Annotated in this window: 24 protein-coding genes and 1 tRNA gene; 13 read left to right on the forward strand and 12 right to left on the reverse strand. The window is 70.3% G+C overall.

Translation table 11 applies throughout. The features are described 5' to 3' along the window. The first annotated feature begins 109 nt into the window (after window positions 1–109). Complete coding sequence (locus IH68_RS0132075; RefSeq protein WP_030941979.1) at window positions 110–751, forward strand: MerR family transcriptional regulator; 642 nt, start codon at window positions 110–112, stop codon at window positions 749–751. Window positions 752–1,496: 745 nt separating this feature from the next. Here the strand turns inward: IH68_RS0132075 and IH68_RS0132080 are convergent. After that, complete coding sequence (locus tag IH68_RS0132080) at window positions 1,497–2,321, reverse strand: exodeoxyribonuclease III (RefSeq protein WP_030941981.1); 825 nt, start codon at window positions 2,319–2,321, stop codon at window positions 1,497–1,499. Window positions 2,322–2,369: 48 nt separating this feature from the next. Between IH68_RS0132080 and IH68_RS0132085 the strand changes: the two genes are divergently transcribed. Continuing rightward, window positions 2,370–2,852 (forward strand): GNAT family N-acetyltransferase, encoded by a 483-nt coding sequence (locus IH68_RS0132085; protein WP_030941983.1) that lies wholly within the window; start codon window positions 2,370–2,372, stop codon window positions 2,850–2,852. Window positions 2,853–3,001: 149 nt separating this feature from the next. Here IH68_RS0132085 and IH68_RS0132090 read toward each other — a convergent pair. The 7 genes from IH68_RS0132090 to galU form a co-directional block, all read right to left on the reverse strand. After that, a tRNA-Ala gene (locus IH68_RS0132090) sits at window positions 3,002–3,075 on the reverse strand. 93 nt (window positions 3,076–3,168) lie between these two features. Further along, entirely contained in the window at window positions 3,169–4,380 is a 1,212-nt protein-coding gene (gene glpR / locus IH68_RS0132095) for a gephyrin-like molybdotransferase receptor GlpR (protein WP_030941985.1), read from the reverse strand. A 201-nt stretch (window positions 4,381–4,581) separates the two neighbouring features. Beyond that, the gene (locus tag IH68_RS0132100; RefSeq protein WP_030941987.1) at window positions 4,582–5,184 is read right to left on the reverse strand and encodes a GNAT family N-acetyltransferase; all 603 of its coding nucleotides are present in this window, start codon (window positions 5,182–5,184) and stop codon (window positions 4,582–4,584) included. Between the two features lie 20 nt (window positions 5,185–5,204). After that, on the reverse strand, window positions 5,205–5,711 hold the full coding sequence (locus IH68_RS0132105; protein ID WP_030941989.1) for a MogA/MoaB family molybdenum cofactor biosynthesis protein: 507 nt from the start codon (window positions 5,709–5,711) through the stop codon (window positions 5,205–5,207). Then, a complete protein-coding gene (gene moaC / locus IH68_RS0132110) occupies window positions 5,708–6,187 on the reverse strand; it encodes a cyclic pyranopterin monophosphate synthase MoaC (protein WP_030941990.1) in 480 nt (159 codons plus the stop codon). The genes IH68_RS0132105 and moaC overlap by 4 nt, the downstream gene beginning before the upstream one ends. An 87-nt stretch (window positions 6,188–6,274) precedes the next feature. Next, window positions 6,275–7,597, reverse strand: a complete 1,323-nt coding sequence (glp, locus tag IH68_RS0132115; RefSeq protein WP_030941992.1) for a gephyrin-like molybdotransferase Glp — start codon at window positions 7,595–7,597, stop codon at window positions 6,275–6,277. 5 nt (window positions 7,598–7,602) lie between these two features. After that, window positions 7,603–8,505: a UTP--glucose-1-phosphate uridylyltransferase GalU gene (gene galU, locus IH68_RS0132120; protein ID WP_030941994.1), complete on the reverse strand. Its 903-nt coding sequence runs from the start codon at window positions 8,503–8,505 to the stop codon at window positions 7,603–7,605. A gap of 133 nt (window positions 8,506–8,638) precedes the next feature. Between galU and IH68_RS0132125 the strand changes: the two genes are divergently transcribed. Continuing rightward, on the forward strand, window positions 8,639–9,214 hold the full coding sequence (locus tag IH68_RS0132125) for a 5-formyltetrahydrofolate cyclo-ligase (protein WP_078912699.1): 576 nt from the start codon (window positions 8,639–8,641) through the stop codon (window positions 9,212–9,214). 75 nt (window positions 9,215–9,289) lie between these two features. On the opposite strand, the gene IH68_RS0132130 is transcribed toward IH68_RS0132125, so the two are convergent. After that, on the reverse strand, window positions 9,290–12,106 hold the full coding sequence (locus IH68_RS0132130) for a penicillin acylase family protein (protein ID WP_030941998.1): 2,817 nt from the start codon (window positions 12,104–12,106) through the stop codon (window positions 9,290–9,292). A gap of 240 nt (window positions 12,107–12,346) precedes the next feature. Here IH68_RS0132130 and IH68_RS0132135 point away from each other — a divergent pair, with 240 nt between their 5' ends. From IH68_RS0132135 to mscL, 6 genes are all read left to right on the forward strand, one after another. After that, a complete protein-coding gene (locus tag IH68_RS0132135; RefSeq protein ID WP_030942000.1) occupies window positions 12,347–13,888 on the forward strand; it encodes a potassium/proton antiporter in 1,542 nt (513 codons plus the stop codon). Between the two features lie 277 nt (window positions 13,889–14,165). Beyond that, window positions 14,166–15,428 (forward strand): MFS transporter, encoded by a 1,263-nt coding sequence (locus IH68_RS0132140; protein WP_030942002.1) that lies wholly within the window; start codon window positions 14,166–14,168, stop codon window positions 15,426–15,428. A gap of 67 nt (window positions 15,429–15,495) precedes the next feature. Then, window positions 15,496–15,807, forward strand: a complete 312-nt coding sequence (locus tag IH68_RS0132145; RefSeq protein WP_030942005.1) for an FmdB family zinc ribbon protein — start codon at window positions 15,496–15,498, stop codon at window positions 15,805–15,807. A 107-nt stretch (window positions 15,808–15,914) separates the two neighbouring features. Continuing rightward, a complete protein-coding gene (locus tag IH68_RS0132150) occupies window positions 15,915–16,748 on the forward strand; it encodes an S-methyl-5'-thioadenosine phosphorylase (protein ID WP_030942007.1) in 834 nt (277 codons plus the stop codon). A 180-nt stretch (window positions 16,749–16,928) separates the two neighbouring features. Then, window positions 16,929–17,474 carry a hypothetical protein gene (locus IH68_RS0132155; RefSeq protein ID WP_030942009.1) on the forward strand — a complete coding sequence of 182 codons (546 nt, stop codon included), beginning with the start codon at window positions 16,929–16,931 and terminating at the stop codon, window positions 17,472–17,474. 138 nt (window positions 17,475–17,612) lie between these two features. Beyond that, window positions 17,613–18,071 carry a large conductance mechanosensitive channel protein MscL gene (mscL, locus tag IH68_RS0132160; RefSeq protein WP_030942011.1) on the forward strand — a complete coding sequence of 153 codons (459 nt, stop codon included), beginning with the start codon at window positions 17,613–17,615 and terminating at the stop codon, window positions 18,069–18,071. Window positions 18,072–18,090: 19 nt separating this feature from the next. Here the strand turns inward: mscL and IH68_RS0132165 are convergent, their stop codons facing one another. After that, window positions 18,091–18,273 (reverse strand): hypothetical protein, encoded by a 183-nt coding sequence (locus IH68_RS0132165; protein WP_030942012.1) that lies wholly within the window; start codon window positions 18,271–18,273, stop codon window positions 18,091–18,093. Window positions 18,274–18,413: 140 nt separating this feature from the next. Between IH68_RS0132165 and IH68_RS0132170 the strand changes: the two genes are divergently transcribed. The 4 genes from IH68_RS0132170 (at window position 18,414) to IH68_RS0132185 (ending at window position 23,038) form a co-directional block, all read left to right on the forward strand. After that, window positions 18,414–19,670: a low temperature requirement protein A gene (locus IH68_RS0132170; RefSeq protein ID WP_037885589.1), complete on the forward strand. Its 1,257-nt coding sequence runs from the start codon at window positions 18,414–18,416 to the stop codon at window positions 19,668–19,670. A gap of 38 nt (window positions 19,671–19,708) precedes the next feature. After that, a complete protein-coding gene (locus IH68_RS0132175; RefSeq protein ID WP_030942016.1) occupies window positions 19,709–20,737 on the forward strand; it encodes a P1 family peptidase in 1,029 nt (342 codons plus the stop codon). Between the two features lie 147 nt (window positions 20,738–20,884). Next, entirely contained in the window at window positions 20,885–22,123 is a 1,239-nt protein-coding gene (locus IH68_RS0132180; RefSeq protein WP_030942017.1) for a L,D-transpeptidase, read from the forward strand. A 168-nt stretch (window positions 22,124–22,291) separates the two neighbouring features. Next, complete coding sequence (locus tag IH68_RS0132185; protein WP_030942018.1) at window positions 22,292–23,038, forward strand: DUF6227 family protein; 747 nt, start codon at window positions 22,292–22,294, stop codon at window positions 23,036–23,038. 184 nt (window positions 23,039–23,222) lie between these two features. On the opposite strand, the gene IH68_RS0132190 is transcribed toward IH68_RS0132185, so the two are convergent. Together IH68_RS0132190 and IH68_RS0132195 are read right to left on the reverse strand one after the other, a co-directional pair. Next, window positions 23,223–23,504: a hypothetical protein gene (locus IH68_RS0132190; RefSeq protein ID WP_030942019.1), complete on the reverse strand. Its 282-nt coding sequence runs from the start codon at window positions 23,502–23,504 to the stop codon at window positions 23,223–23,225. Between the two features lie 81 nt (window positions 23,505–23,585). Beyond that, window positions 23,586–25,673, reverse strand: a complete 2,088-nt coding sequence (locus IH68_RS0132195; protein ID WP_030942020.1) for a PTS fructose transporter subunit IIABC — start codon at window positions 25,671–25,673, stop codon at window positions 23,586–23,588. Between the last annotated feature and the right edge of the window lie 54 nt (window positions 25,674–25,727).

Consider the following 25,727-nt stretch of genomic DNA (forward strand, 5'->3'; position numbering starts at 1 on the left):
GCGACCCCGCCAGTGAACACTGGCGCAATGGGAGAGTAGAACACCTCCGTACCGATGGGTAGGGGTGGAGAGGAAGGAAGTTACCGGCGGTACAACATAGGCTGCGTTCGTGACCGAGAAGCGCGAGTACCGCATGGAGGAACTGGCCCGCCTGGCCGGCATCACCGTACGCACCCTGCGCTTCTACCGAGAACGCAAACTCATACCGCCACCCCGCCGCGAGGGCCGTATCGCCTGGTACGACGACCACCATCTGGCCCGCCTGCACACGATCGCGGCGATGCTGGAACGCGGCCACACCCTCACCGGCATCGCGGAACTGGCAGAGGCCCTCGACCACGGCCGGGACGTCGCCGACCTCCTGGGCGTCGAGCCGACCGAGGAGGAACCGGTCCGCCTCACCCCCGAGGAACTCGCCGCCCGCTTCGAGGGCCAGGTCACCCCCGAGAACCTCTCCGCCGCCCTCGACCTCGGCTACCTCGGCACCGACGGCGACGAGATCGTCCACATCAGCCGCCGCCTCCTGGACGTCTCCTCGGCCCTGGTCCGCGAGGGCATCCCCCTGGCCGAGGTCCTCAAGGCGGGCGCCCGGGTCCGCGAACACGTCGACGCCCTGGCAGAGATGTTTGCCGAGCTCGTCCTCCGCCACACCGGCGAGGAGGACCTCCAGCGCTTGCGCCCACTGGCCCGCAGCGTGGTGGAGGCAGAACTCTCACTGGCGCTGGACCGGCGGTTGCGCAAGCAGGGCTAGCGTCCTGAGGCACCCCTTGTCTGGTAGTTCCTGATCTTTCACACCATCGAGGCGCTTTCCGGATAATCCTGGGCGGAACCGCGTTCGTACTCCGAGAGTGAGATCGAGAAGGCCCCGGCGGCTGTGCCACCAGCCCCGGGGTGTGGCCGACACTTTCAAGGAGCGTCGACGTGCCCAAGGGTAGTCCTCAGCCTTCACAACCGACCTCGACTCCGACCGAAAGCCCGCGAGCTCTTGGAGCTGTGCGCCTCAGCAACGTGACCGAAGTGACCACCTCACCCGGCAGGCAGCGCGCCTGCATCCAGCAGTGCACCCAGCAACTGGGCTTCACTCTGATCGCCGAAGCCGAAGATCTGGGGGTATCCGCACGCAAGACGTCCCCTTCGATAGGCCTTCACTATCGCCGTGGCTGCAACGCCCGGACGACTACGACGCCATCGTGTGGTCACATGTGGACCGCGCCGTGCGTTCCGTCGCCCACATGTCCGAGTTGATCGAGTGGGGTCAGCAGCATGCGAAGACACTCGTCTTCGGGATGTCTGAAGAGCGTCAGCCGCTCGTGGTCACGCCGCAGGCAGATGGCGACGCCATTCGCCGTGGACGGCGAGGTGGCGCGGGAGCAACTCCTCGAGGACGGCGTTCGCGTCACAGTAGCCAAGGGGCGGTCGGGCGGCGGACCGAAGCGGCTGGCCGGACCGGATACGTCTCGCTTGACCTTCACAGTCGGCGAACGAGTCAACACGCCTCACATCTCGAAGACCACCGTCACAGGAGCATGATCCGACCACCGCTCCTCATGGCTGGCCGCCCGCTCCACAACAGCCTTGACCGCACGGGCGGCCAGCCCAGGCGTTGCGACGGCGAGGTCGATCCTCCAACCTGAATCCGCATCGAAGGCCCTCCCCCGATACGACCACCACGTGTACGGCCCCTCCACCTCCGGATGCAGAGCTCGTACGACGTCCACATAGCCGCCGTCGGCCTCGTCAAAGACCTGCGTGAGCCACTCCCGCTCCTCCGGCAGGAACCCGGAGTTCTTGGTGTTGCCGCGCCAGTTCTTGAGGTCGGCCTGCTGGTGGGCGATGTTCCAGTCGCCGCAGACGACCACCTCCCGGCCGTCGGCGGCAGCCCGCTCCCGCAGGGCCTTGAGGTACGCCAGGAACTCGCCCATGAAGCGGATCTTCTCGTCCTGGCGCCCGGTGCCGACCTCGCCCGAGGGGAGGTAGAGGGAGGCCACCGTGACACCCGGCAGGTCGACCTCGACATAGCGGCCGCTGGTCTCGAACTCCGCCGCGCCGAAGCCGACCTGGATGCGGTCGGGCTCGCGGCGGGTGTAGAGGGAGACGCCGGCCCGGCCCTTGGCGGCGGCCGGCGCATGGACGACATGCCAGCCGTCGGGCGTACGCACGTGCTCGGGCAGCTGCTGCGGCTCGGCGCGCACCTCCTGCAGGCAGAGCACATCGGCCGAGGTGCCTGCGAGCCACTCCACGAAGCCCTTCTTCGCGGCGGCGCGCAGTCCATTGACATTGACGGAAGTCACAGTGAGCACGCGGGAACGATACCGGCACACTGGATCGAGACCGGAACTCCATCAATGCATAGGTGTACGATCTCCGACATGGTTATACGTCGCGTCTCCTTCGATCACCCGGACGCCGTCAAGCTGAACGACGAGGTCCAGGCGGAGTACCACGTGCGCTACGGCGACGGCGGGGACGCCACGTCCCTGGACCCGACGGACTTCGAGCCGCCGAACGGCGTGTACTTCATCGCCTACGACGAGAACGACTCCCCCGTGGCCACGGGCGGCTGGCGCGCCCAGGACACCAACGACGAGGGCAACCTCGACGGGGACGCCGAGGTCAAGCGGATGTACGTGGTGCAGGCGGCGCGCGGCCGCGGGCTCGCGCGGCGCATCCTGGCCGCCCTGGAGGAGGACGCCCGAGCGGCCGGCCGGGCCAGGATGGTCCTGGAGACGGGCACGAAGCAGCCGGAGGCCATCGCCCTGTACACGTCCAGCGGGTACGCGCCCTGCGAGAAGTTCGGGTACTACCGGCACTACGAGAGCAGCCGGTGCTTCGCGAAGCAGCTCGGCTCCTGACCGTCCGCGACTCTTCCCGGCGTCACCAACTCGGCCCGTGGGACGCACTGGTGGCGCCGGACGGGGAGCAAAGCAAAGATCCCGCCCGATCAACCGATCGGACGGGATCTTTCCAACTCCCCCGAGTCTCCTCGGGTTAGTTGTTGCGGTGGACCTGAGGGGATTTGAACCCCTGGCCCCCTCGATGCGAACGAGGTGCGCTACCGGACTGCGCCACAGGCCCTTGCAACGAGTGAAACTCTAGCACCCCGATCCGCGTGCTTGGAAATCCGTTCCTGGCCCGCCGCCGGGGCAGCGGCACAGGTGGGGCGGGGGGCTACTCGTTGGCGGCCCGCGGCCGCTCGCCGTCCTCGTACTGGTCGAACAGCGGCGTACGCCCACGCTCCCGGGCCCGCCGCGCGGAAGCCGCCCGGCGGGCGTCACTGCGCCCGTCGTCGTCCGCCTTGTCCTCCGCGGGGGCCGCCGGGCCCGGTTCCGCGGCGTCGGCGGCCTGCGTCTCCTGGCCCCGGGCCACGGAGCCCGACCGCGCCGAGCTCCACGTGTCCGGCGCCCCGAGGTCGACGTCCGCGGTGGCCCGCGGAGCGACCGGAGCGGTCACATACGTCGGCAACGGCACCGGCACCGGGTCCCAGCTGTCCCCGTGCCCGGGCCGCCGCTGCCGCTCGCGCTGCTGGTCCACCCACTCGGCGTGGTCGGTCTGTTCGACGAGGGCGCGCCGGTCGGCGGCGAGTGCGGACAGCCCGGGGTCGGTCTCCTGCGCCGGTCCCTCGTCCGATTCGTCGGCATCCGCTTCGGTGGCGGCCGGGCGGCGGCGCGGCTGGCGGGCCCGCTCACGGAGCCGCTCGGCGGCGTCCTCGGCGCGGCGCCGGTCCATCTGGTAGGCGAAGCGGCGTCGCTCCTGGGAGCGCAGATACGCGATGTAGGCGCTGAGCAGCACGGCGGGCACGCCGGGCGCCCAGAGGAACGCGAGCCCTCCGACCGCGGCGACGACTGCGCCGAGCGTGAACGCGATGAAGAGCATCACGGTGGTGCGCCGGCGCCGCGCGAGCGCCTTCATACGCCGGGCGCGCGCCAGGGCCGCTTCCTCCGAGGGGGAGCGCCGGGCCGCGGGCACGCGCTTGCGCGCCGGTGCAGGCGCGGGCGTCGGGGCCGGGGCCGGTGCGGGCGCCGGGGGTTCCGCCTGTTCGCGCGCGGGTTGTGCGCGCCCGGACGCCTGTGCCTGTACCGGTACGTCCGCGCGCGCCTGGGGCCGGGCCGGAGGCACGGCGAAGGCCCGGACGTCCACCGAGTCGGTGACGGCGTCCGGACGACCGGCGCTGGACTCCCCCTCCTCGGTGGAGCGCGCCTGCAGGTCCTTGGCGTACCGGCGCTCCATACCCGCCCGTCCGGACAGCAGCCGGATGGCGGTGCTGAAGCGTTCCGTCGGACGGGCCTCGTTCAGCTCGTCCTGCCTACGGAGCCACATCGGCACCAAGTAGGCGGCCCAGGCCCCGACAATGACTGCGTAGATGAGGCCGCTGCTGCTCACGCCTCACACGGTAGAGGGGTTTGCGTGAGGCCATCTGCCAATTGAGCCGGTGTGTCGCACGATCTGGCTGATATTTCGAACTTTTTTTGTGACCGATGCGATCAGCACCCCACCGAGGGCGTGAATTTAGCGCCTTGAGGCGGTCGCCACTCGATCAATTTCGAACACGTATTCAATTTCCCGGGCTTCCTGGCTTCCCGGCTATGTGGGATTCCCCCGAGTACGTGCCCGCTGCCAGCGGTTGAGCAAACCGTCGGGGACCTCTTCCGCGGTGAGCGCGAAGACGAGGTGGTCGCGCCAGGCTCCGTCGATGTGGAGATAACGCGGTCTGAGGCCCTCCTCACGGAATCCGAGTTTCTCCACCACCCGGCGGCTCGGCCCGTTCTCCGGGCGAATGCAGACCTCGATGCGGTGCAGTCCGACGGTGCGGAAACAGTGGTCCACGACGAGCGCCACGGCGGTCGGCATCACTCCGCGTCCGGCCACCGACTCGTCCACCCAGTAGCCGACGTGGCCCGAGCACATGGAGCCCCAGGTGATTCCGGCAACCGTCAACTGGCCGACCAGACGCCCCTGGTACTCGATGACGAACGGAAGCATCCGGCCGGAGTTCGCTTCGGACCGCAGGTGCCGGACCATCTGGCGGTAGGTCGGCCGGTGCGCGATCGGCCCGCTCGGAGTGGGCGGCGGAATGGTCGCCTCCCAGGGGCGCAGCCAGTCCCGGTTGCGCCGGTTGACCTCGCGCCAGGCCCGCTGGTCGCGCAGCTTTATCGGCCTCAGGACGATGTCGCCGTCCGTCAGCACGACGGGCCAGGATGGGCTGTTCAGCTCGCACCCCCACTGGTGGAGCCGGGTCTGGGGTGGTCGCCGCCGCGGATCTGGTCGACGGCGTGGACCAGGACGGGTTCCAGGACGGCCAGTCCGTCCTTCACCCCGCCGGTGGAGCCCGGCAGATTGACGATCAGTGTGCTTCCCGCCACTCCGGCCAGGCCCCGGGAGAGCGCGGCGGTGGGCACCTTCTCACGTCCGAACGCCCTGATGGCCTCGGCGATGCCCGGCACCTCGTGGTCGATCACCTTGCGGGTGGCCTCGGGGGTGCGGTCGGTCGGTGAGATGCCGGTGCCTCCGGTGGTCACGACCACGTCGTACCCGGCGTCGACTGCGGCCCGCAGGGCGGCCTCCACCGGGTCACCGTCGGGGACGACCTGCGGTCCGTCGACGGCGAAGCCGAAGCCCTTCAGGCCGTCGGCGATCAGCGGGCCGCCCTTGTCCTCGTAGACACCGGCGGCCGCCCTGTTGGAGGCGGTGACGACAAGCGCGCGATAGGTCATGTCCGGCTCCAGTCGCCCGACTTGCCGCCCGTCTTCTCCTCCACCCGTACGTCCGTGATGACCGCTCCCTTGTCGACCGCCTTGACCATGTCGATCACGGTGAGGGCGGCGACGGAGACGGCGGTGAGGGCCTCCATCTCGACGCCCGTGCGGTCCGTGGTCTTGACGGTGGCCAGGATCTCGACGGCGTCGTCCGCGACCGACAGGTCCAGTTTCACACCGGACACCGACAACGGGTGGCACAGCGGGATCAGGTCCGGGGTGCGCTTGGCGCCCATGATGCCCGCGATGCGCGCGGTGGCGAGGGCGTCGCCCTTGGGGACCCCCTCGCCGCGCAGCAGCTCGACCACTCGGGGCGAGACGAGGACGCGTCCGCTGGCGCGGGCGGTGCGCGCGGTCACGTCCTTGCCGGACACGTCGACCATGCGGGCGGCGCCCGCGTCGTCGATGTGGGTCAGTCGATCGTCCGTACTCATTGGCTGTGTGGCGCTCCCGGTCCGGGCCCCTCGCGGTGCGGCGCGTGGGTCTGTTGTGCGCGACACGGTACCGCGGGCCGGGAGCACTCAGCCGAGCAGGACGACCTCGACCTCGGTGCCGGGCTCGACGGACTCCACGTCCTCGGGGACGACGATCAGTGCGTCGGCGTGCGCCAGGGCCGCGACCAGGTGGGATCCGGCGCCGCCGACCGGGGTCACGGAGCCGTCGGCGTACGTCCCCCGCAGGAACTGTCTGCGGCCCTTCGGCGAGGTCAGCGCCTTGCCGGCGGTGAGGGTCGCGCGGGTGCGCGGCCGGTGGACGTCGTCCAGTCCCATGAGGGTGCGGATGGCGGGGCGGACGAAGAGCTCGAAGGAGACGTACGACGACACCGGGTTGCCGGGGAGTGCCAGCAGCGGGGTGTGATCGGGGCCGATGGAGCCGAAGCCCTGGGGTTTACCGGGCTGCATGGCGAGCTTGCGGAAGTCGATGCCGCTGCCCGGCTCGTCCTGGTCGCCGACGTACGACAGGGCCTCCTTGACGACGTCGTACGCCCCGACGCTCACGCCGCCGGTGGTGACCATGAGGTCCGCGCGGACGAGCTGGTCCTCGATGGTGGAGCGGAGGGTCTCCGCGTCGTCGGCGACGGCGCCCACCCGGTAGGCGATGGCGCCGGCGTCGCGGGCGGCGGCGGTGAGGGCGAAGCTGTTCGAGTCGTAGATCTGGCCGCTGCCCAGCTTCTCGTCGGGCTGGACGAGTTCGCTGCCGGTGGACATGACGACCACGCGCGGGCGGGGGCGCACGCGTACCGTGCCGCGGCCGATCGCCGCGAGCAGGGCGATCTGCGGCGGCCCGAGGACCGTGCCGGCCTCGAGGGCGCGGTCGCCGGACTTCACGTCGCTGCCCTTCGCGCGTACGTGCGCGCGTGCCTCGGCCGGGCGGTACACGTGCACGTGTCCCTCGGCGCCCTCGGGGGCCAGGGCCCGGGCGCGCATGCCGGTCGCCGGGCCCTCGCCGAGGCCGCCGTCGGTCCACTCGACGGGGACGACGGTCTCCGCGCCGGGCGGCAGCGGAGCGCCGGTCATGATGCGGGCGGCCTGGCCGGGGCCCACGTGGAGCAGGTCGGCCTGGCCCGCCGCGACGTCCCCGACGACGGCCAGGACGGCGGGGAACTCCTCGCTCGCGCCCGCGACATCCGAGACCCGCACCGCGTACCCGTCCATGGAGCTGTTGTCGAACGGCGGCAGTGAGACAGGCACCGTGACGTCCTCGACCAGGACGCAGCCCTGGGCGTCGAGGAGCTGCAGCTCGATGGGTTCCAGGGGGCGGACGGTCGTGAGGATGTCCTCCAGGTGTTCGTCCACCGACCAGAGGTGGTCCTGGCCGGTGGTGCGGGGCGCGGCGCTGCTCAACGTTGCTACATCTCCTCGGCTACGTAACTGCGAAGCCAGGTCCGGAAGTCCGGGCCCAGGTCTTCACGTTCGCATGCGAGTCTGACAATGGCACGCAGGTAGTCGCCGCGGTCGCCGGTGTCATAGCGGCGGCCCTTGAAGACGACGCCGTGCACCGGGCCGCCGACCTTCTCGTCCGCGGCGAGCTGCTGGAGAGCGTCGGTCAGCTGGATCTCACCGCCGCGGCCGGGCTCGGTCTTGCGCAGTATGTCGAAGATGTGCGGGTCGAGGACGTACCGGCCGATGATCGCGTAGTTGGACGGGGCGTCCGCGGCGGCCGGCTTCTCGACCAGGTCGTGGACCTTGACCACGTCGGCGTCGCCGGTCGGGTCGACGGCCGCACAGCCGTAGAGGTGGATCTGCTCGGGCGCGACCTCCATGAGCGCGATGACGCTGCCGCCGCGCTGCTCCTGGACCTCGACCATGCGCGCGAGGAGCGGGTCGCGCGGGTCGATCAGGTCGTCGCCGAGGAGGACGGCGAAGGGCTCGTGGCCGACGTGCGGGGCGGCGCACAGCACCGCGTGGCCGAGGCCTCTGGGGTCACCCTGCCGCACGTAGTGCATGGTCGCGAGGTCGCTGGACTCCTGGACCTTGGCGAGCCGACCCGCGTCGCCCTTCTTCTGGAGGGCGGACTCGAGCTCGTAGTTGCGGTCGAAGTGGTCCTCGAGGGGGCGCTTGTTGCGGCCCGTGATCATGAGGACGTCGTCGAGGCCCGCCGACACTGCCTCTTCGACCACGTATTGGATCGCGGGCTTGTCGACGACCGGCAGCATCTCCTTGGGAGTGGCTTTGGTGGCCGGCAGGAACCGGGTGCCGAGGCCTGCTGCAGGGATGACAGCCTTGCTGATCCTGGGGTGCGACTGGGTCATGGCGGCAACCTTATCCGGTGCCTTTGCAGGGAATCTGTGGCTCCGGTTAATTGGCTCTCATATGAGCACATATGGAAGGGTACGGGTGCGACCTGTGAGTCACATCGGACGTGCGACCGAGGCTGACAAGCGAATGTTGCGGCGAGGACTCCTCGCGGTGAGAAACAGATTGACGGCGGATGACGTGCGGGAATCCGCGGAAGCGCTGGCCGGCCGCGCCCTCGAGCTGCCCGAGCTGGCGCATGCGCGCACGGTGGCGGCGTACGTCTCCGTCGGGAGCGAGCCGGGGACGCTCGCGCTGCTGGACGCGCTGCGCGAGCGGGGCGTGCGCGTCCTGCTTCCGGCCCTTCTCCCGGACAACGATCTCGACTGGGGCGCCTACGCCGGGGAGGGCTCCCTCGCGCGCATCCAACACGGCGGAAAAATGGCCCTCTTCGAGCCCGCCGGCGAACGTCTCGGACCGGACGCCGTGACCGGGGCCGACGTCGTGCTGCTGCCCGGTCTCGCGGTCGACGCCCGCGGGATGCGGCTGGGGCGCGGCGGAGGGTCGTACGACCGCGTCCTCGCGCGCCTGGAGCGCGCGGACGCCCACCCCGCGCTGGTGGTGCTGCTGTACGACTCGGAGGTCGTCGAGCACGTGCCGGAGGAGGCGCACGACCGGCCGGTGCATGCGGTGGTGACGCCGTCCGGGGTCCGGCGGTTCACATGAGAAGTGCCCTCCGCGCGCGCGTGGAGGGCACTTTCCGTGACTCGTGACCGTGGCCTGTGACCTAGGGCCGGTGGCTCATGGCTTCAGCACCAGGGTGTCGCTCGTGTTCTCGTCGACGGCCTTGTCCGAGAAGTTCCAGTCGAGCAGTTCGCCCTTGACCCACTTGCTCGTCTGGTCGGTGTAGTGGGCGCTGTAGGCGTGCCCCGAGGCGCCGGTGAGGTTGATCCACTTCGACTTGTCGAGGTCGTCGAGGTTGACCACCATGCGCATCGACGGCACCCAGACGACGCCGTAGCCGCCGGCGGCGTTCCAGCCGGTGGCGTTGACCGTCGCCTCGCCGCCGCTGAGCTTCCAGGGGCCGCGGTTGAGGATGTACTTCACGAAAGCCGGCCCGTCGGTGCCGAGGGTCTGGTTCTTCAGGAACAGACGGTGCAGCCGGCCCCAGCTCCAGGTGTCGATGTCCTTGCCGAGCTTGGCCGTCAGCTCCCAACGGGCGTCGATCATGGCTCGCTTGAAGAGGTCGTCGCGGTTGTCGCTCGCCCCGGGCCGGGTGAGCGACTTGGGCGTGGACCACCAGTCGCTCTTCTGGTCGTCCATGAGGTTGCGGACGACCTCGAACCAGCGGTCTCCGCCGTCCGGCTGCGCCTGGTCGGCGGCGCGCTCACCGCACTCGCGCACCTTGTTCGTCTCGTCCGCCGGGCCGGTGCTGTTGACCGGATCGACCCACAGGCACTGGCCCTCGACCCGTAGCTCCTTGGGCAGCTTGTTGCCGAAGGCGAGCTTGAGGATGTTGCGCCAGACCGAGTTGAAGTAGGCGGCCGCCGCCGAGTCGGCGTCCTGGGTGTAGTCCCAGCCCTCCAGCAGGTCCTGCGCCTCCCGGACGGCCTTCGCCCCGCGGACGTCCTTGTCCCTGATGTCGATCTTCAGCAGCTTGGGCACGAGCAGCTTGGCGATCTCACTGCTGTTGTCCAGCTGCATCTGGCGCATGTCGTCGGTGGAGATCTTGCCGCCGCCTCTGATCTTCGACTCGATCAGGTCGGTGATGCGCTGGCTGCGGGTGCCGTAGCCCCAGTCGGTGGTGAGCGTGTAGGGGTACTTGTCCTTGTCGATCACTGCCTGGTTGGCGGTGACGATGTAGCCGCGCTGGGGGTTGTACTCGTACGGCAGCGCGTCCTGCGGGATGTACCCGGTCCACTTGTAGCTGGAGTCCCAGCCCGGAGCCGGGATGGAGCCGTCGTCCTTCTTCGCGCGCGTGGGGATCTTTCCGGGCAGCGTGTAGCCGATGTTGTTCTTGTCGGCGTAGACGAGGTTCTGCGAGGGCACGTCGAACAGCGCGGCCGCGGAGCGGAAGTCGCTCCAGTTCGACGCCCTGTCCATGGCGAAGACGGCGTCCATGGAGGTGCCCGGGTCGAGCGCGGTCCAGCGCAGCGCGATGCCGTAGCCGTCGCCGCGGTCGGGTGCGGCGGTGTTGACGGTGGCCTTCTTGCCGACCGTCACGAGCTCGTCGTCGCGGTCGGAGAGCAGGGGCATCCCGTCGGCGGTCTGGCGCACGACGATCGTCTTGGACTTGCCGCCGGCGACCTTGATGGTCTCCTCGCGGGTCTTGAACGGACGCACCGTGCCGTCGTAGAGGTAGCCGTCGCCGGAGACCTTCTCCAGGTACAGGTCGGTGACGTCGACCCCGGAGTTGGTCATGCCCCAGGCGATGTCCTGGTTGTGGCCGATGACCACTCCGGGCATGCCCGCGAAGGTGTAACCGGTCACGTCGTACTGGCACTTGCTGGAGACGGTGCGGCAGTGCAGGCCCATCTGGTACCAGACGGACGGCAGCGAGGCCGACAGGTGCGGATCGTTGGCCAGCAGCGGCTTGCCGGTGATGGTGTGATCCCCGGCGACGACCCAGGAGTTGGAGCCGATGCCCTGGCCGTTCACGCCGACCGCCGTGGGCACGTTGTCCAGGACCTTGTAGAGACCCGACAGTTGGCTCGTCAGGGCCGAGCCGGCCGACGCCGAGGAGGACGTGCCGGTCGCGCCGCTCCCTGACGTACCTGACGTACCTGACGTACTGGACGCACCGGACGTACCGCTCGTCGACGAGCTGCCGTTCTGCTCGAACGTCTTGGCGAGCGCGTTGTACTGGCCCTCCTGGACGATCGCCTTGTTGCGGCTGTACGGGTAGTCCGGGTACAGATCGGCGATCTGCTTGGGGCCGAGACGGCTGGTCATCAGGGCGCGGTCGATCTCGTCCTGCATGTTGCCGCGCAGGTCCCAGGCCATCGCCTTCAGCCAGGAGACCGAGTCGACGGGGGTCCACTGCGCCGGCTTGTAGTCGTTGACGAAGCCCAGGGCCGCGTACTCCAGGGAGATGTCCTTGCCGTCCTTGCCCTGCAGGTAGGCGTTGACTCCCTTGGCGTACGCCTGGAGGTACTTCTTGGTGGAGGCCGACAACTTGGTGTCGTACTCCTTCTTCGCCACCCGGTCCCAGCCCAGGGTCCGCAGGAACTCGTCGTCCTTGACCTGGTCCTTGCCGAACATCTCCGACAGGCGGCCGGAGGTCATGTGGCGGCGCACGTCCATCTCGTAGAACCGGTCCTGCGCCTGGACGTAGCCCTGCGCCATGAACAGGTCCTCGTCGGAGGAGGCGTAGATCTGCGGGATGCCGTTGCCGTCGCGCTTCACGTCGACGGGCCCTGACAGGCCGTCGAGCGTGATCGAGCCCTTCGTCTGCGGGAACGACGCGCGGACGGTACTGATGGACCAGTACGCCCCGTAGGCGATGCCTCCGATGATGGCCAGGACCAGTACCAGCACGACCAATCGGGCTTTGCGCCCCTTCTTCCTGCCGGACTTGCCGGGCTTGTCACCCGTTGTGGCGGTGGTGTTGGGGGGCATCGCTGTCCTTGCTGTCCTAACGCGAGCGGCAGGCGGGGCTGTGACTTTGAATGAGCGCTGGAGCAACCATAGGCGCAGGGCCCTGCGCCCCTTGACGCGGAGTCGGGAACGAGAGCGGGCGGGCGTTCGATCCCGCCTCTCCGAGCGTCAAGAAATCGTCAAGAGTTAGGTAAGGTAACGAAGTACTTGGGTGCGGAGTCTCTCGGCTTCGTGTCCTATGTACGTGAGCTCCCGCGCGGGATGCGTGTGAGCCAGGGAAGGGAACGGCCGCTGACTGTCCACCACCTCAACCAGCTTCTGCTCGTCTGCTCGCTCGTCCTGCTCGTCGCCGTGGCAGCGGTCCGGATCTCCTCGCGCAGCGGGCTCCCCAGCCTGCTCGTATACCTGGGGATCGGGGTCCTCATGGGCCAGGACGGCATCGGCAACATCCACTTCAACAACGCCGAACTGACCCAGGTCATCGGATACGCGGCCCTGGTCGTGATCCTGGCCGAAGGTGGTCTGGGCACGAAGTGGAAGGAGATCAAGCCGGCCCTGCCGGCCGCCTCCGCGCTGGCACTGGGCGGGGTCGCGGTGAGCGTCGGGGTCACGGCATCGGCCGCGCACTTCCTGATCGGGCTGGAGTGGCGGCAGGCGCTCATCGTCGGGGCGGTGGTCTCCTCCACGGACGCGGCGGCGGTCTTCTCGGTGCTGCGGAAGATCCCCCTCCCCGCGCGCGTGACGGGCACGCTGGAGGCCGAGTCCGGCTTCAATGACGCCCCGGTCGTCATCCTGGTGGTCGCCTTCTCCACGGCCGGCCCGGTCGACCACTGGTACGTGCTGCTGGGCGAGATAGCTCTGGAGCTCGCCATCGGCGCGGCCATCGGCCTCGCGGTGGGCTGGCTCGGCACCTGGGGCCTTCGGCACGTGGCGCTGCCCGCCTCGGGCCTCTACCCGATCGCCGTGATGGCGATCGCCGTCACCGCCTACGCGGGCGGCGCACTGGCGCACGGCAGCGGCTTCCTGGGCGTCTACCTCGCCTCGATGATGATGGGCAACGCGAAACTGCCCCACTGGCCCGCCACCCGCGGCTTCGCCGACGGACTCGGCTGGATCGCCCAGATCGGCATGTTCGTCCTGCTCGGCCTGCTGGTCACCCCGCACGAGCTCGGGGACGACGTGGTGCCCGCGCTCGTCATCGGCCTGGCGCTGACCATGGTGGCGCGCCCGCTGAGCGTGATGCTGTGCCTGGTGCCCTTCCGGGTGCCGTGGCAGGAACAGACCCTGATGTCCTGGGCCGGGCTGCGCGGCGCGGTCCCCATCATCCTGGCGACGATCCCTATGGTGCAGGGCGTCGACGCCAGCCGCCGCATCTTCAACATCGTCTTCGTACTGGTCGTCGTCTACACCCTGGTCCAGGGGCCGACGCTGCCCTGGCTCGCCCGCAAGCTGCACCTGGGCGAGGACGCCGAGGCCGCCGACCTCGGCATCGAGTCCGCCCCGCTGGAGCGGCTGCGCGGGCATCTGCTGTCCGTCGCGATCCCCGAGGGGTCGAAGATGCACGGCGTCGAGGTGGCCGAGCTGCGCCTGCCGGCCGGCGCCGCCGTCACCCTCGTCGTACGCGAAGGAAAATCGTTTGTCCCCCTGCCCACGACGGTGCTGCGGCGCGGCGACGAACTGCTCGTCGTCGCCACGGACCCGGTGCGGGACGCGGCGGAGCGGCGGCTGCGCTCGGTCGGGCACGGCGGCAAGCTGGCCGGATGGCTCGGGACGAACGGGGCGGAAGCCGGAGCCGGCCGTTAACGGCGTGTTTCATACGATTCACACCATGGGTAATCGCAGGTGAACGCCCGCATGGTGCTCGTATTCACAGGCACATCAGCCTTTGATCCCTGTACGATGAAGGCGCACCCAGATCGAACCAACTCTGCCTGACGCAGTGCTGGCGCGACCGTATGGCGGCCGGGACGTCCCTGAGCAGTGGACCGCCGGTATCTACCGCAGATCCGCGCAAGAGGACAGCTCTCGGCGCCGCCCGCAAAAGGGGGCCGCGCTACCAGGCGGCAGAAAGGCACGGGCCGTGGCATCCACGGTCACCTCCCGCCCGGGCTACGGACAGCTGCTGCGCACCCGCGGCGTCTGGACGTTCCTGCTCCCCGGCTTCGCGGCACGCCAGCCGTTCGCGATGCTCACCATCTCCATCGTGCTGCTCGTGCAGCACACCACCGGCTCCTACGGCGCAGCGGGCGCCGCGGCTGCCGTCACCGGCGTCTCCATGGCCCTGTTCGCGCCCTACAGCGGCCGTCTCGCCGACCGCTACGGGCAGCGCACCGTGCTGATCCCCGGCGTTCTGCTGCACTCCCTGTCGGGCCTGACCCTCACCGCACTCGCGCTGGCCCACGCGCCCCTGTGGGCTCTGTTCGCGGCGGCCGTGCCGACGGGCGCCTCGGTACCGCAGGTCGGTCCCATGGTCCGCGCCCGCTGGGGCGTGAAGCTCCAGGGCTCGCCCCTGATGACCACCGCGGCCGCCTTCGAGTCCGTCACGGACGAGCTGACCTTCGTCTTCGGCCCGCTCCTTGCCACCGCCCTGTGCACCGCCGTCACCCCGGCCGCCGGCCTGGTGACCGAGGCCTCGCTGACGCTCGTCGGCGGTCTGCTGTTCGCGGCACAGAAGAGCACGCAGCCCGCGGTCACCGCCGCCGGGCACGCGCGCGTGGAGCACGGTTCCGCTCTGCGCGTCCCCGGTGTGCGCGTTCTGATCGTGGCCTTCCTGGGCATCGGCTCCGTCTTCGGCGGCATGCAGGTCTCGCTGGCCGCGTTCACCGAGTCGATCGGCGAGCCCGGACTGAACGGCGTCCTCTACGGCGTCTTCGCGGCGGGCAACATGCTCTCCGGCATCGTCTGCGGCGCCGTCGCCTGGAAGGTGGCCCCGCAGCGGCGCCTCGTCGTCGGGTACGGCGCCCTCGCGCTGGCGGCCTGCGGCCTGTGGGCCGCGCACTCGGTGCTCCTGCTGGCCGGCCTCGGCCTGCTCGTCGGCATGTGCATCGCGCCCGCGCTGATCACCGGCTACACGCTGGTCGAGGGCCTGGTCCCGGCCGGCGCCCGCACCGAGGCCTTCACCTGGCTGACCGGCGCGGTGGCGCTCGGCCAGGCCGCGGCCGTCACGGTCGCCGGACAGCTGGAGGACCGCTTCTGGGGAGGGGCCGGATTCCTGGTGCCGACGGCCGGTACCGTACTGGCGCTGACGACCCTCGTGGCCCTTCGGTCACGGCTCGCGGCACGCCCCCGCAGCCTGACCGTCGCACGTGGCGTCGGTCACCGCGTGCCGGTGACGGTGGACTGATCCTCAGGAATACGTCACTATGGACGCTCGTTAGCACTCATTGAGTGAGAGTGCCAGGAGGAAGACAGTGCCCACCTACCAGTACCAGTGCACCGAGTGCGGCGAGGGCCTCGAGGCGGTGCAGAAGTTCACCGACGACGCCCTCACCGACTGCCCCAACTGCGGTGGCCGCCTGAAGAAGGTGTTCTCCGCGGTCGGCATTGTCTTCAAGGGCTCCGGTTTCTACCGGAACGACAGCCGCGGCTCCTCTTCGAGCAGCTCACCGGCGTCGTCGTCGAAGTCGTCGACGTCCACCTCGTCGTCGGCCCCGTCTTCGTCGTCCTCGGACTCGAAGCCGTCGAGCACCGGCACCTCGTCCAGCAGCAGCTCCGCCGCCTAGGACGCTCCGGACTCGCTCACGGGACCCTGTCGTCGTACGACGGCAGGGTTCTCGTCGTATCCGGATCCCCCTCTCGGCACGCCGCCGGGGCCGGATACTGTGCCGCCATGGCGAACGCAGAGATCGGTGTAATCGGCGGCTCGGGCTTCTACTCGTTCCTCGACGACGTGACCGAGGTCCAGGTGGACACCCCTTACGGGCCGCCCAGTGACTCCCTCTTCCTCGGTGAGATCGCCGGCCGGCGGGTCGCCTTCCTGCCCCGCCACGGACGCGGCCACCACCTGCCGCCGCACCGGATCAACTACCGGGCCAACCTGTGGGCGCTGCGGTCGCTCGGCGTACGCCAGGTGCTCGGCCCGTGCGCGGTGGGGGGTCTGCGCCCCGAGTACGGGCCGGGCACGCTGCTCGTGCCGGACCAGCTGGTCGACCGTACGAAGTCCCGGGTGGGGACGTACTTCGACGGGCTGCCGCTGCCCGGCGGCAACATCCCGAACGTGGTGCACGTCTCCCTGGCCGATCCCTACTGCCCCGTCGGACGGGCTGCCGCTCTGAAGGCCGCGCGCGGCCGGGACTGGGAGCCGGTGGACGGCGGCACCCTGGTCGTGGTCGAGGGGCCGCGCTTCTCGACCCGCGCAGAATCGTTGTGGCACCAGGCGCAGGGCTGGTCGGTGGTCGGCATGACGGGCCATCCCGAGGCGGCGCTCGCCCGTGAACTGGAGCTGTGCTACTCGACGATGACGCTGGTCACCGACCTCGACGCGGGCGCCGAGACCGGTGAGGGCGTCTCGCACGACGAGGTGCTGCGGGTGTTCGCGGCGAATGTGGACCGGCTGCGGGGCGTGCTGTTCGACGCGGTGGCCGCCCTGCCCGCGAACGAGGACCGGGACTGCCTGTGCACGAAGGCGCTGGGCGGGATGGATCCGGGGTTCGAGCTGCAGTGACGGGGTGCCGGGGAGGAGCCTCAAGGGCTCGGGACTCCAGGACTCGTGCACTCCGGAACTCCCCGTTCCGGTGAGGGAGTTGTCCACAACCCGTCGGTAGTCCACCGGCGTCGGCAGAGATCGTCGCGAGGCCTCATCGTGGGCCTGCACGCCGATTCCTCGACGCAGGTGGTGATCCGCATGTCCCTCCCTCCCCCGCTCTTCTTCCCCTCCCCTTCCGCCCCGCGCCCGCCAGGCGACGACGCCCCCGCCACCTGCGAGGTCCCGCACTTCGCTCCCGTGCGGGTGCGCGGCGGGCGGTATCAGCTACGGCGGCTCGTACGGCACCGGAGGCGTGCCGTGGCCGCGGGCCTCGCCGTGACCGCGGCCGCGCTGGTGGCGGCGGGGCCACGGGCCACCGACCCGGCGCGCGGGCATCCGGTGGCGGATCCCGTACGCAAGCACCGCGCCGTCGAGATGGTGGCCGCGCCGGTGCGGATCGCCGACGGGGCCACGGTCCGGCTGCTGCGGCCCGGCGACCGGGTGGACGTCGTCGCCGCCCAGGAGACCGCGACGGGTGGCGACGCCCGCGTGGTCGCGCGCGGGGCTCGGGTGACCGAGGTGCCGGAGCCCCTGGACAACGGGGCCGACCGCGGGGCGCTGGTCGTGCTCTCGGTTCCTCGTGCCACCGCGGCGCACCTCGCCGGCGCGAGCGCGACGGCACGGCTGGCGGTGACGGTGTGCTGATCCACGATGTGCGCATCCTGCGCGGATTCCTGTCGAGTCCGTCGGTCGGGCCACCCGAACGGGCAGGGCGGTCCCGCGGTGCCGTAGGTTGCGGAACTGTTTGTTCCCCAACCTGTGCGTGCGAGAAGAGGACCCGAGGTGAGCGAGAAGAAGGAACCGAACATCTGGCAGGGCTTCAAGGCCTTCCTGATGCGCGGGAACGTCGTCGATCTGGCGGTGGCGGTGGTCATCGGCGCCGCGTTCACCAACATCGTGAGCTCGGTGGTGAAGGGGCTCATCAATCCGCTGGTCGGGGCGATCGGCACCACGAACCTCGACAACTACAAGTCGTGTCTGAGCGAGTCGTGCCCGGGCAACCACGGGATCCAGCTCATGTGGGGCTCGGTCCTCGGCGCCACCCTCAGCTTCGTGATCACGGCAGCCGTCGTCTACTTCCTGATGGTGCTGCCCATGGCGAAGTACCTCGCCCGCGTGGAGGCCCGCCGCAAGGCGCGGGAGGGCACGCACGAGGTGATCGAGGTGACCGAACTGGAGGTGCTGAAGGAGATCCGCGACGAGCTGGTCGCCCAGCGTGCGGCCGGGCGCGACGAGCGGTAGCGGCAGCGGTCCGCGCGGCTCAGAGGTGGTGGGGCGGCTTCTCGTCGAGGAAGCGCTTCAGGTCGGCCGCGGAGTCGCCGTCGGAGCCCGGCCGCTCGCCCCAGCCGCGGTCGGTGTCGTCCGAGGACTGCTGGTCCAACGGGTCGTCGAAGATCAGCGCGGGCTTCGGGGCGCGCGGCTCGGGGGCGGGGGCGGAGGTCATGCGTCCAGGGTACGGCCCCGGGGGTGCGCGACGGCCGGGTCGTGCCGGCGGTCCACCCGGCCTTCGGGCCGTGCGCCGTGCGGGCAGGTCCGCGCCTCCTGCCGAGGAATTCCCACCGGTTATCTGCTGTGCTTGGTCCCATGACGACCAGCTCGACTCCGCCGCCCGCGTCCTCCGGCACACCGGCGAACCGCCGACCACTGCGCAGGCTCGCGGCCCGGGGCCGCGGGGAGGCGCACCGCGTCGCCTCCCCGCTCGAGCTCTTCTTCGACCTTTGCTTCGTCGTGGCCGTCGCCCAGGCGGGCGTCGAGCTGGTGCACGCCATCACCGAGGGGCACGCGGGCGAGGGGATCATCAACTACGGGATGGTGTTCTTCGCCATCTGGTGGGCGTGGATGAACTTCACCTGGTTCGCCTCGGCGTACGACAACGACGACGTGCTCTACCGGGTCGTCACCCTGGTCCAGATCGCCGGGGTGCTGGTGTTGGCGGCCGGGATCTCGCGGGCGTTCGAGGAGCACGAGTTCCTGGTCGTCTGGCTGGGCTATGTGATCATGCGGGTCGCCATGACGGCGCAGTGGCTGCGCGCGGCGCGGTCGACCGAGGGCGCCGAGCGGACCATGGGGCGGCGCTACGCCGCGGGTGTGTCGCTGTGCATGGTCGGCTGGCTGGGGCTGGTGGTGCTGCCGGAGGGCGGCCGACCGTGGGTCTTCCTGGTGATGGCGATCCTGGAGATGTGCGTGCCTCCGTACGCGGAGAAGGACCACCCCACGTCCTGGCATCCGCACCACATCTCCGAGCGGTACGGGCTGTTCACGATCATCGTGCTCGGCGAGACCATCGCGGCGGCCACCGTCGCGGTGAAGTCGGGCATCGACGAGAACGACGCGCTGGGCGAGCTGCTGCCCATCTCGGCGGGCGGGCTGCTGATCATCTTCGCCGCCTGGTGGATCTACTTCGCGGTGCCGATCCACGGTCATCTGCGCACCAACCGGCAGGCTTTCCTGTGGGGTTACGGCCACTACCTGATCTTCGCCTCGGCGGCCGCGGTCGGGGCGGGCCTGGAGGTGGCCGTGGAGCAGGCGGTCGGCAAGGCACACATCTCCACGCTGGAGGCATCGGCGGCGGTGACCCTGCCGACGGCGTTGTATCTGCTCACCGTGTGGGCACTGCACTCCCGTTACTACAAGGTGGGCATCGCCCAGCAACTGGTGCTGCCGACGACGGCGTTGCTCGTGATCGTCTGCACCTTCCTGGGCGACTGGGCGGTGTTCGCTGCGGGCCTCGTGTCGGCGCTTGCGGTGGCGGGCGGGGTGACGCTGACGGCGCGCAGGGGCGCCGGGGAGCGTGGGGCGAGCGGATCGAGCGGGGAACGTGCGACGAGTCCGGCGGGCTGACCGGGTGCTGTCGTGCCGGGCCGGGCGAGACTGGCTCCATGACAGTTGACGCATTGACGGACGTCACCGGAGTGCGGGTGGGACACGCGACGCGCACCGGCGGCGGCTGGCTCACCGGCACCACGGTCGTCCTCGCCCCGGAAGGCGGCGCCGTCGCCGCCGTGGACGTGCGCGGCGGCGGTCCCGGCACCAAGGAGACCGACGCGCTGGACCCGCGCAACCTCGTGCAGAAGGTCGAGGCGATCGTGCTGACCGGGGGCAGCGCGTACGGGCTCGACGCGGCGTCGGGGGTGATGGCCTGGCTGGAGGAGAAGGGGCGCGGGGTGCGTGTGGGCGTGGACCCTGCGCACGTGGTGCCGGTGGTTCCCGCGGCCTGCGTCTTCGACCTCGGGCGGGGCGGCGACTTCCGGGCCAGGCCCGATGCCGCCACCGGCCGGGCGGCGGTCGAGGCGGCCGCGGCGAGCGAGGCCGGGGCACCGGTGCAGGAAGGGTGCGTGGGCGCCGGCACGGGCGCGGCCGTGGGGCCGATGAAGGGCGGGGTGGGCACCGCGAGCACGGTGCTCGGCTCGGGGATCACGGTGGCTGCCCTGGTGGTGGCCAACGCGGCGGGATCGGCGACGGATCCGGAAACGGGCGTCCTGTACGGGGAGTTGTTCCAGGGGCGGGTGAACCACCCCGAGCCGCACGTCCACGAGGCCGCGCGCGGCCGCCTCGCCGAGAGCGCTGCGAAGAACGCCCTCCCCCCGCTGAACACCACGCTCGCCGTGGTCGCCACCGACGCGGACCTGTCGAAGGCGCAGGCGCAGAAGCTCGCCGGTACGGCGCACGACGGCATCGCGCGCGCCGTGCGGCCGGTGCACCTGCTCAACGACGGGGACACGGTGTTCGCGCTGGCGACCGGAGCACGCCCGCTCGACGCCGGGCACCCCCTCGCGCTGAACGAGATCCTCGCGGCGGGCGCGGACCTGGTGACGCGGGCGATCGTGCGGGCCGTGCGCGCCGCCGAGCCGGTGGAGGGGCCCGGCGGAGTATGGCCCTCGTACGAGGAGTTGTACGGAGGTCGGTAACAACAAGGCTGCGTTCGCACGCGATTGTCCCGGTTCTGTCACGTGATCGCGTTCATCGCGGACGGAGGGAACCTCACGGTCCGCCGATTCCCTCCTTTCACACGCACTGGAACGGACAACGCACATCACACGAACCTGGAGCAGCCCGTGACAACGCCGGACATTGCCGCGCGGCGCGTACGCGTACTGGGGGCCTGTGCCGCCCTGATGGTCGGCGCCCTCACCCTGACCGCCTGCGGTGGCGACGCCAACGCCAACTCCTCGGGCTCGTCGAGCGACAGCAAGGGCGGCAAGAGCTCGGCCGGGACGTCGACGGCGAAGATCGTCATCTCGGCGAAGGACGGCTCGACCGCCGCGTCGATCAACACGACCGGCGTGAAGGTCAGCGACGGCAGGCTGACCGACGTGAAGATGACGGTGGCCGGGTCGGGACAGTCCGTTGCGGGGTCGATATCCGCTGACGGCGGGGTCTGGAAGCCCAAGGAGCAGCTGGAGCGCGGGACGAAGTACCAGATCTCGGCCACCGCGAAGGACGGGAACGGCCGTACGGCAGCCGCCAACTCCATCTTCACCACGGTCACTTCGGCCAACAGCTTCATCGGGACGTACACGCCGGACAACGGGACGACGGTCGGCGTGGGCATGCCGGTGTCGTTCGACTTCGACAAGGTGATCAGCGACAAGAAGGCCGTGCAGTCGCACATCACGGTCACGTCGAGCAGCGGGCAGAAGGTGGTCGGGCACTGGTTCGGGGCGCAGCGGCTCGACTTCCGGCCCGAGGAGTACTGGAAGGCCGGCTCCAAGGTCACGATGAAGATCGACCTGGACGGCGTCGAGGGCGCGAACGGCGTCTACGGGGTGCAGAGGAAGACCGTCACCTTCACCATTGGGCGCTCGCAGGTCTCCACCGTGGATGTGAACACGCAGACCATGACGGTCGTGCGGGACGGCAGGACGCTCAAGTCGGTGCCGATCTCCTCGGGCAGCCCGGAGCACACGACGTACAACGGGCAGATGGTGATCTCCGAGAAGTTCGTGCAGACGCGCATGAACAGCCAGACGGTGGGCCTCGGCGGCGAGTACGACATCCCGGACGTGCCGCACGCGATGCGCCTGACGTCCTCCGGCACCTTCATTCACGGCAACTACTGGTACAACAGGGGCAATCCGCCCTTCGGTCGCCAGGGCACCAGCCACGGCTGCGTCGGGCTCGCCGACGTGCAGGGCGCGGAGGGCGCCACGAACGCCAAGTGGTTCTACGACAACTCGCTCATCGGCGACGTCGTGATCGTCAAGAACTCCCCGGACAAGACGGTCTCCCCCGACAACGGGCTCAACGGCTGGAACATGTCGTGGAGCGAGTGGATGGCGGGGAGCGCCGCGTAATCGCCGTCTGAGCAACAACTTCTGACAGATCGTCGGGCCGTGTGGGAACTTCTCACACGGCCCGCGCGTTTTCTGTGCGTACGTTTTCTCGGTTCCCGGACATGATGTCCGACCGAGGGGCTACGGTATGCACCCACAAGGTGACATGCAGCAACGCCGGGAGAAACCTTGAGCGTTCCGTACGAGACGGCAGCGTACGAACCAGCCGAGTCGCCCGAGTCTCCGGAGGAGCATCTCGAGCGGCTCCTCGGCCGTGCCCTGAACTCCTTCGAGCTGCCGGACGAGACGATACAGCGGCTGGACTGCGCACTGGCGCACGACAGTTCGCTGCACTCCGCGCACCACAGCGCGGGGCTGCACCGTGAGACGTACCGGCACACCTGGCTGCTCGCCGACGGCTCGGCGCTCACGCTGTGGGAGCTCGTGCACAACACCGCGCCGGGCAGCGCGGCGCAGCACGAGGTGTATGTCGACGAGGAGGAGCTGCGTGCGGCCACCGCGCGGCTGCCGCTGTCGCCGGACGCACCGGACTTCGAGCTTCCGGTGACGGTGCAGCTCTCGCCGATCCCCGCGCCGCGGCACGCGTATGTGCCGGACGATTCCGCGGATCATGCGCGTCGGCTGCTGCGCCGCGCGGAGAACCCGGACCGGCCGGGCGCGGAGACGGCCGCGCTGCTCGCTACGGCGTTCGCGCACCAGATAACGCAGGCCTTCGGACGCCCGTGCCGGGCGGGCCGCGCGGGGCTGTGCTTCTCGCTCTACGAGCACGCGTTCCTGCTGCGTGACGGCGCGGAGATCTCCCTCTGGGAGGTCGAGCACACGGCGACGCCCGACGGGCGGCACATGTGCGAGGTGTACGTCAGCGAGGACGCGGCCCGGGATGCGATGGAGCGGCGGGCGGCTCAGGTCTCCTGAGCCCTGGAGCCGACAGTGCCGGTCGGCGAGGTCCGCTGCGGCTCGGCAGCGCCCCTTCAGGGGCGCGGGGCTGTGTCGATGTGCGGCTCCGCCGCGTGGGCGCGACCAGCCACGACGGTGTCGCAGACGGTCGACGTCATAGCCCCCGCGGCAAAGCCGCACCTCGGGACAACCAGCGAAGCGCTCAGCGCCTGCCGCTCAGCTGTCGTACCAGGCCCGCGAACGCGTCCCGCTCCGCCGGGGTCAGATCGACGGACTCCCGATGGGGAGGGGCCAGCCGCTGGTGCGGGAAGGCGCGCAGCGGGGTGCGGCCGGTGAACCACAGGGTGCGGCAGGTCAGCCACAGACCGGCCCCGGAACGGCCGCGGCGCACCAGGCCGACCAGGCCGAGCACCCAGACGACGGCGGCCAGGGCAAGGACGGCCAGGCCCAGCGACTGGAGGATCGAGACGTGCTCATCGGGCATGCGCCCCAGTAGACACCACGGTCCGGGACTTTGGTCCCGGACCGTGATGTATCCCACCAAAGCGACATGCGCACCCGGCGGTTACGCCGCGACTGGCTGCTTCGCAGTCGCCGTCGCCGTCGACGTGTCGTCCGCCGTGCCGGGGCTCACGGTCCCGGATGCCGGCTTGCGCATGCCCTTCAGGAAGACCACCAGCGCGGTGGTGACGCACACGCCGACCGCGATGGCGATCAGGTAGAGGAGGGCGTTGCCGATCAGCGGGACCACGAAGATGCCGCCGTGCGGAGCGCGCAGAGTGGCGCCGAAGGCCATCGACAGGGCGCCGGTGATCGCGCCGCCCACCATCGAGGAGGGGATGACGCGCAGCGGGTCGGCCGCGGCGAACGGGATCGCGCCCTCGGAGATGAAGGAGGCGCCCAGCACCCAGGCGGCCTTGCCGTTCTCGCGCTCGGTCTCGGTGAAGAGCTTCCCGCGGACCGTGGTGGCCAGCGCCATCGCGAGCGGCGGGACCATGCCGGCGGCCATCACCGCGGCCATGATCTTCATCGCGGAGTCGCTCGGGTTGGAGACCGCGATCCCGGCGGTGGCGAAGGTGTACGCGACCTTGTTGACGGGGCCGCCGAGGTCGAAGCACATCATCAGGCCGAGCAGCAGGCCGAGCAGGATGGCGTTGGAGCCGGAGAGACCGTTCAGCCAGTCGGTCATGCCCTTCTGGGCGGAGGCGATGGGCTTTCCGACCACGACGAACATCAGGAACCCGACGATCGCCGAGGAGATCAGCGGGATCACCACCACCGGCATGATGCCGCGCAGCACCGCCGGGATGTTGATCTTCTGGATCGCCATCACCACGCCGCCGGCGAGCAGACCGGCGACCAGGCCGCCGAGGAAGCCCGCGTTGATCGTGGAGGCGATCATGCCGCCCACGAAGCCGGGGACGAGACCTGGCCGGTCCGCCATGCCGTAGGCGATGTAGCCCGCCAGGACCGGGACCAGGAAGCCGAAGGCCACTGCGCCGATCTGGAACATCAGGGCGGCCCAGCTGTCGGTCTGCGTCCACACGAAGTGGTCCATGACCGAGGGCGCCGACTTGATCTTGTAGCCGCCGACCGCGAAGCCGAGGGCGATCAGCAGACCGCCGGCCGCGACGAACGGGACCATGTAGCTGACTCCGGACATCAGCCACTTGCGCAGCTTGGTGCCGTAGCCCTCGCCGGACTCACCGGCGCGCTCGACCGGGGTGCCGGGTGCGGCCCCCGCGGTGACCTCGCCGCGCTCGGCCTTGCCGCGCACCTCGGTGATCAGCTCGCCGGGCCGGTTGATGCCCGCCTTCACGCCGACGTCGACGGTCGGCTTGCCGGCGAAGCGTTCCTTCTCCCGTACGGGCACGTCGTGCGCGAAGATCACGGCGTCCGCCGCGGCGATGACGGCCGGGTCGAGCCGGGTGAAACCGGCCGAGCCCTGCGTCTCGACGACTACCTCGACGCCTGCCTCTCGGCCCGCGTTCTCCAGCGACTCGGCCGCCATGTACGTGTGCGCGATGCCGGTCGGACAGGAGGTGACGGCGACGATACGGAAGGGGCGCTCGTCCGCGGCGGGGGCGCCCGACGCCGGGGCGGACGCGTCCTCGACGCGCGCACCCGACGCCGGGGCCGTGCTGCCCGCTGCGGCGTCGGCGGAGGCCGCCCCCGACGCCGCAGCGGAGTCTTCGGAACCGGCCGCGGCCGGCTCGTCCCCGCGGATCAGTGCGGCCGCGGCCGCCGCGTCGCCCGCCGAGCGCAGTGCGTCGGTGAACTCGGCGTTCATCAGCTGCCGGGCCAGCGACGACAGGATCGTCAGGTGGGCGTCGTCGGCGCCGGCGGGGGCCGCGATCAGAAAGATCAGGTCGGCGGGGCCGTCCGCCGCGCCGAAGTCGATGCCGGCGGCGCTGCGCCCGAAGGCGAGCGTCGGCTCGGTGACGTGCTCGCTGCGGCAGTGCGGGATGCCGATGCCGCCGTCGAGGCCGGTGGGCATCTGTGCTTCGCGCGCGGCCACGTCGGCGAGGAAGCCCTCCAGGTCGGTCACCCGGCCCAGGGCCACCATGCGCTCGGCGAGGGCACGCGCCGCCGCTTCCTTCGTATCGGCGGACAGGTCGAGGTCGACCAGGTCCGCGGTGATCATGTCGCTCATCGCGGGCTCCTTCGCACGCGTATCGCCCGGGGGGTGGGGTGGGCGGGGGGGGGG

Source organism: Streptomyces sp. NRRL S-646 (assembly GCF_000720765.1).
GTDB lineage: Bacteria > Actinomycetota > Actinomycetes > Streptomycetales > Streptomycetaceae > Streptomyces.

Excerpts from the sequence above, each read along its gene's own strand:
- IH68_RS0132085 (WP_030941983.1), top strand. The coding sequence starts at position 2,370 with ATGGTTATACGTCGCGTCTCCTTCGATCACCCGGACGCCGTCAAGCTG.
- IH68_RS0132105 (WP_030941989.1), bottom strand. The coding sequence starts at position 5,711 with ATGACCTATCGCGCGCTTGTCGTCACCGCCTCCAACAGGGCGGCCGCC.
- moaC (WP_030941990.1), bottom strand. The coding sequence starts at position 6,187 with ATGAGTACGGACGATCGACTGACCCACATCGACGACGCGGGCGCCGCC.
- galU (WP_030941994.1), bottom strand. The coding sequence starts at position 8,505 with ATGACCCAGTCGCACCCCAGGATCAGCAAGGCTGTCATCCCTGCAGCA.
- IH68_RS0132125 (WP_078912699.1), top strand. The coding sequence starts at position 8,639 with ATGTTGCGGCGAGGACTCCTCGCGGTGAGAAACAGATTGACGGCGGAT.
- IH68_RS0132130 (WP_030941998.1), bottom strand. The coding sequence starts at position 12,106 with ATGCCCCCCAACACCACCGCCACAACGGGTGACAAGCCCGGCAAGTCC.
- IH68_RS0132135 (WP_030942000.1), top strand. The coding sequence starts at position 12,347 with ATGCGTGTGAGCCAGGGAAGGGAACGGCCGCTGACTGTCCACCACCTC.
- IH68_RS0132150 (WP_030942007.1), top strand. The coding sequence starts at position 15,915 with ATGGCGAACGCAGAGATCGGTGTAATCGGCGGCTCGGGCTTCTACTCG.
- IH68_RS0132155 (WP_030942009.1), top strand. The coding sequence starts at position 16,929 with ATGTCCCTCCCTCCCCCGCTCTTCTTCCCCTCCCCTTCCGCCCCGCGC.
- IH68_RS0132165 (WP_030942012.1), bottom strand. The coding sequence starts at position 18,273 with ATGACCTCCGCCCCCGCCCCCGAGCCGCGCGCCCCGAAGCCCGCGCTG.
- IH68_RS0132170 (WP_037885589.1), top strand. The coding sequence starts at position 18,414 with ATGACGACCAGCTCGACTCCGCCGCCCGCGTCCTCCGGCACACCGGCG.
- IH68_RS0132175 (WP_030942016.1), top strand. The coding sequence starts at position 19,709 with ATGACAGTTGACGCATTGACGGACGTCACCGGAGTGCGGGTGGGACAC.
- IH68_RS0132190 (WP_030942019.1), bottom strand. The coding sequence starts at position 23,504 with ATGCCCGATGAGCACGTCTCGATCCTCCAGTCGCTGGGCCTGGCCGTC.
- IH68_RS0132195 (WP_030942020.1), bottom strand. The coding sequence starts at position 25,673 with ATGAGCGACATGATCACCGCGGACCTGGTCGACCTCGACCTGTCCGCC.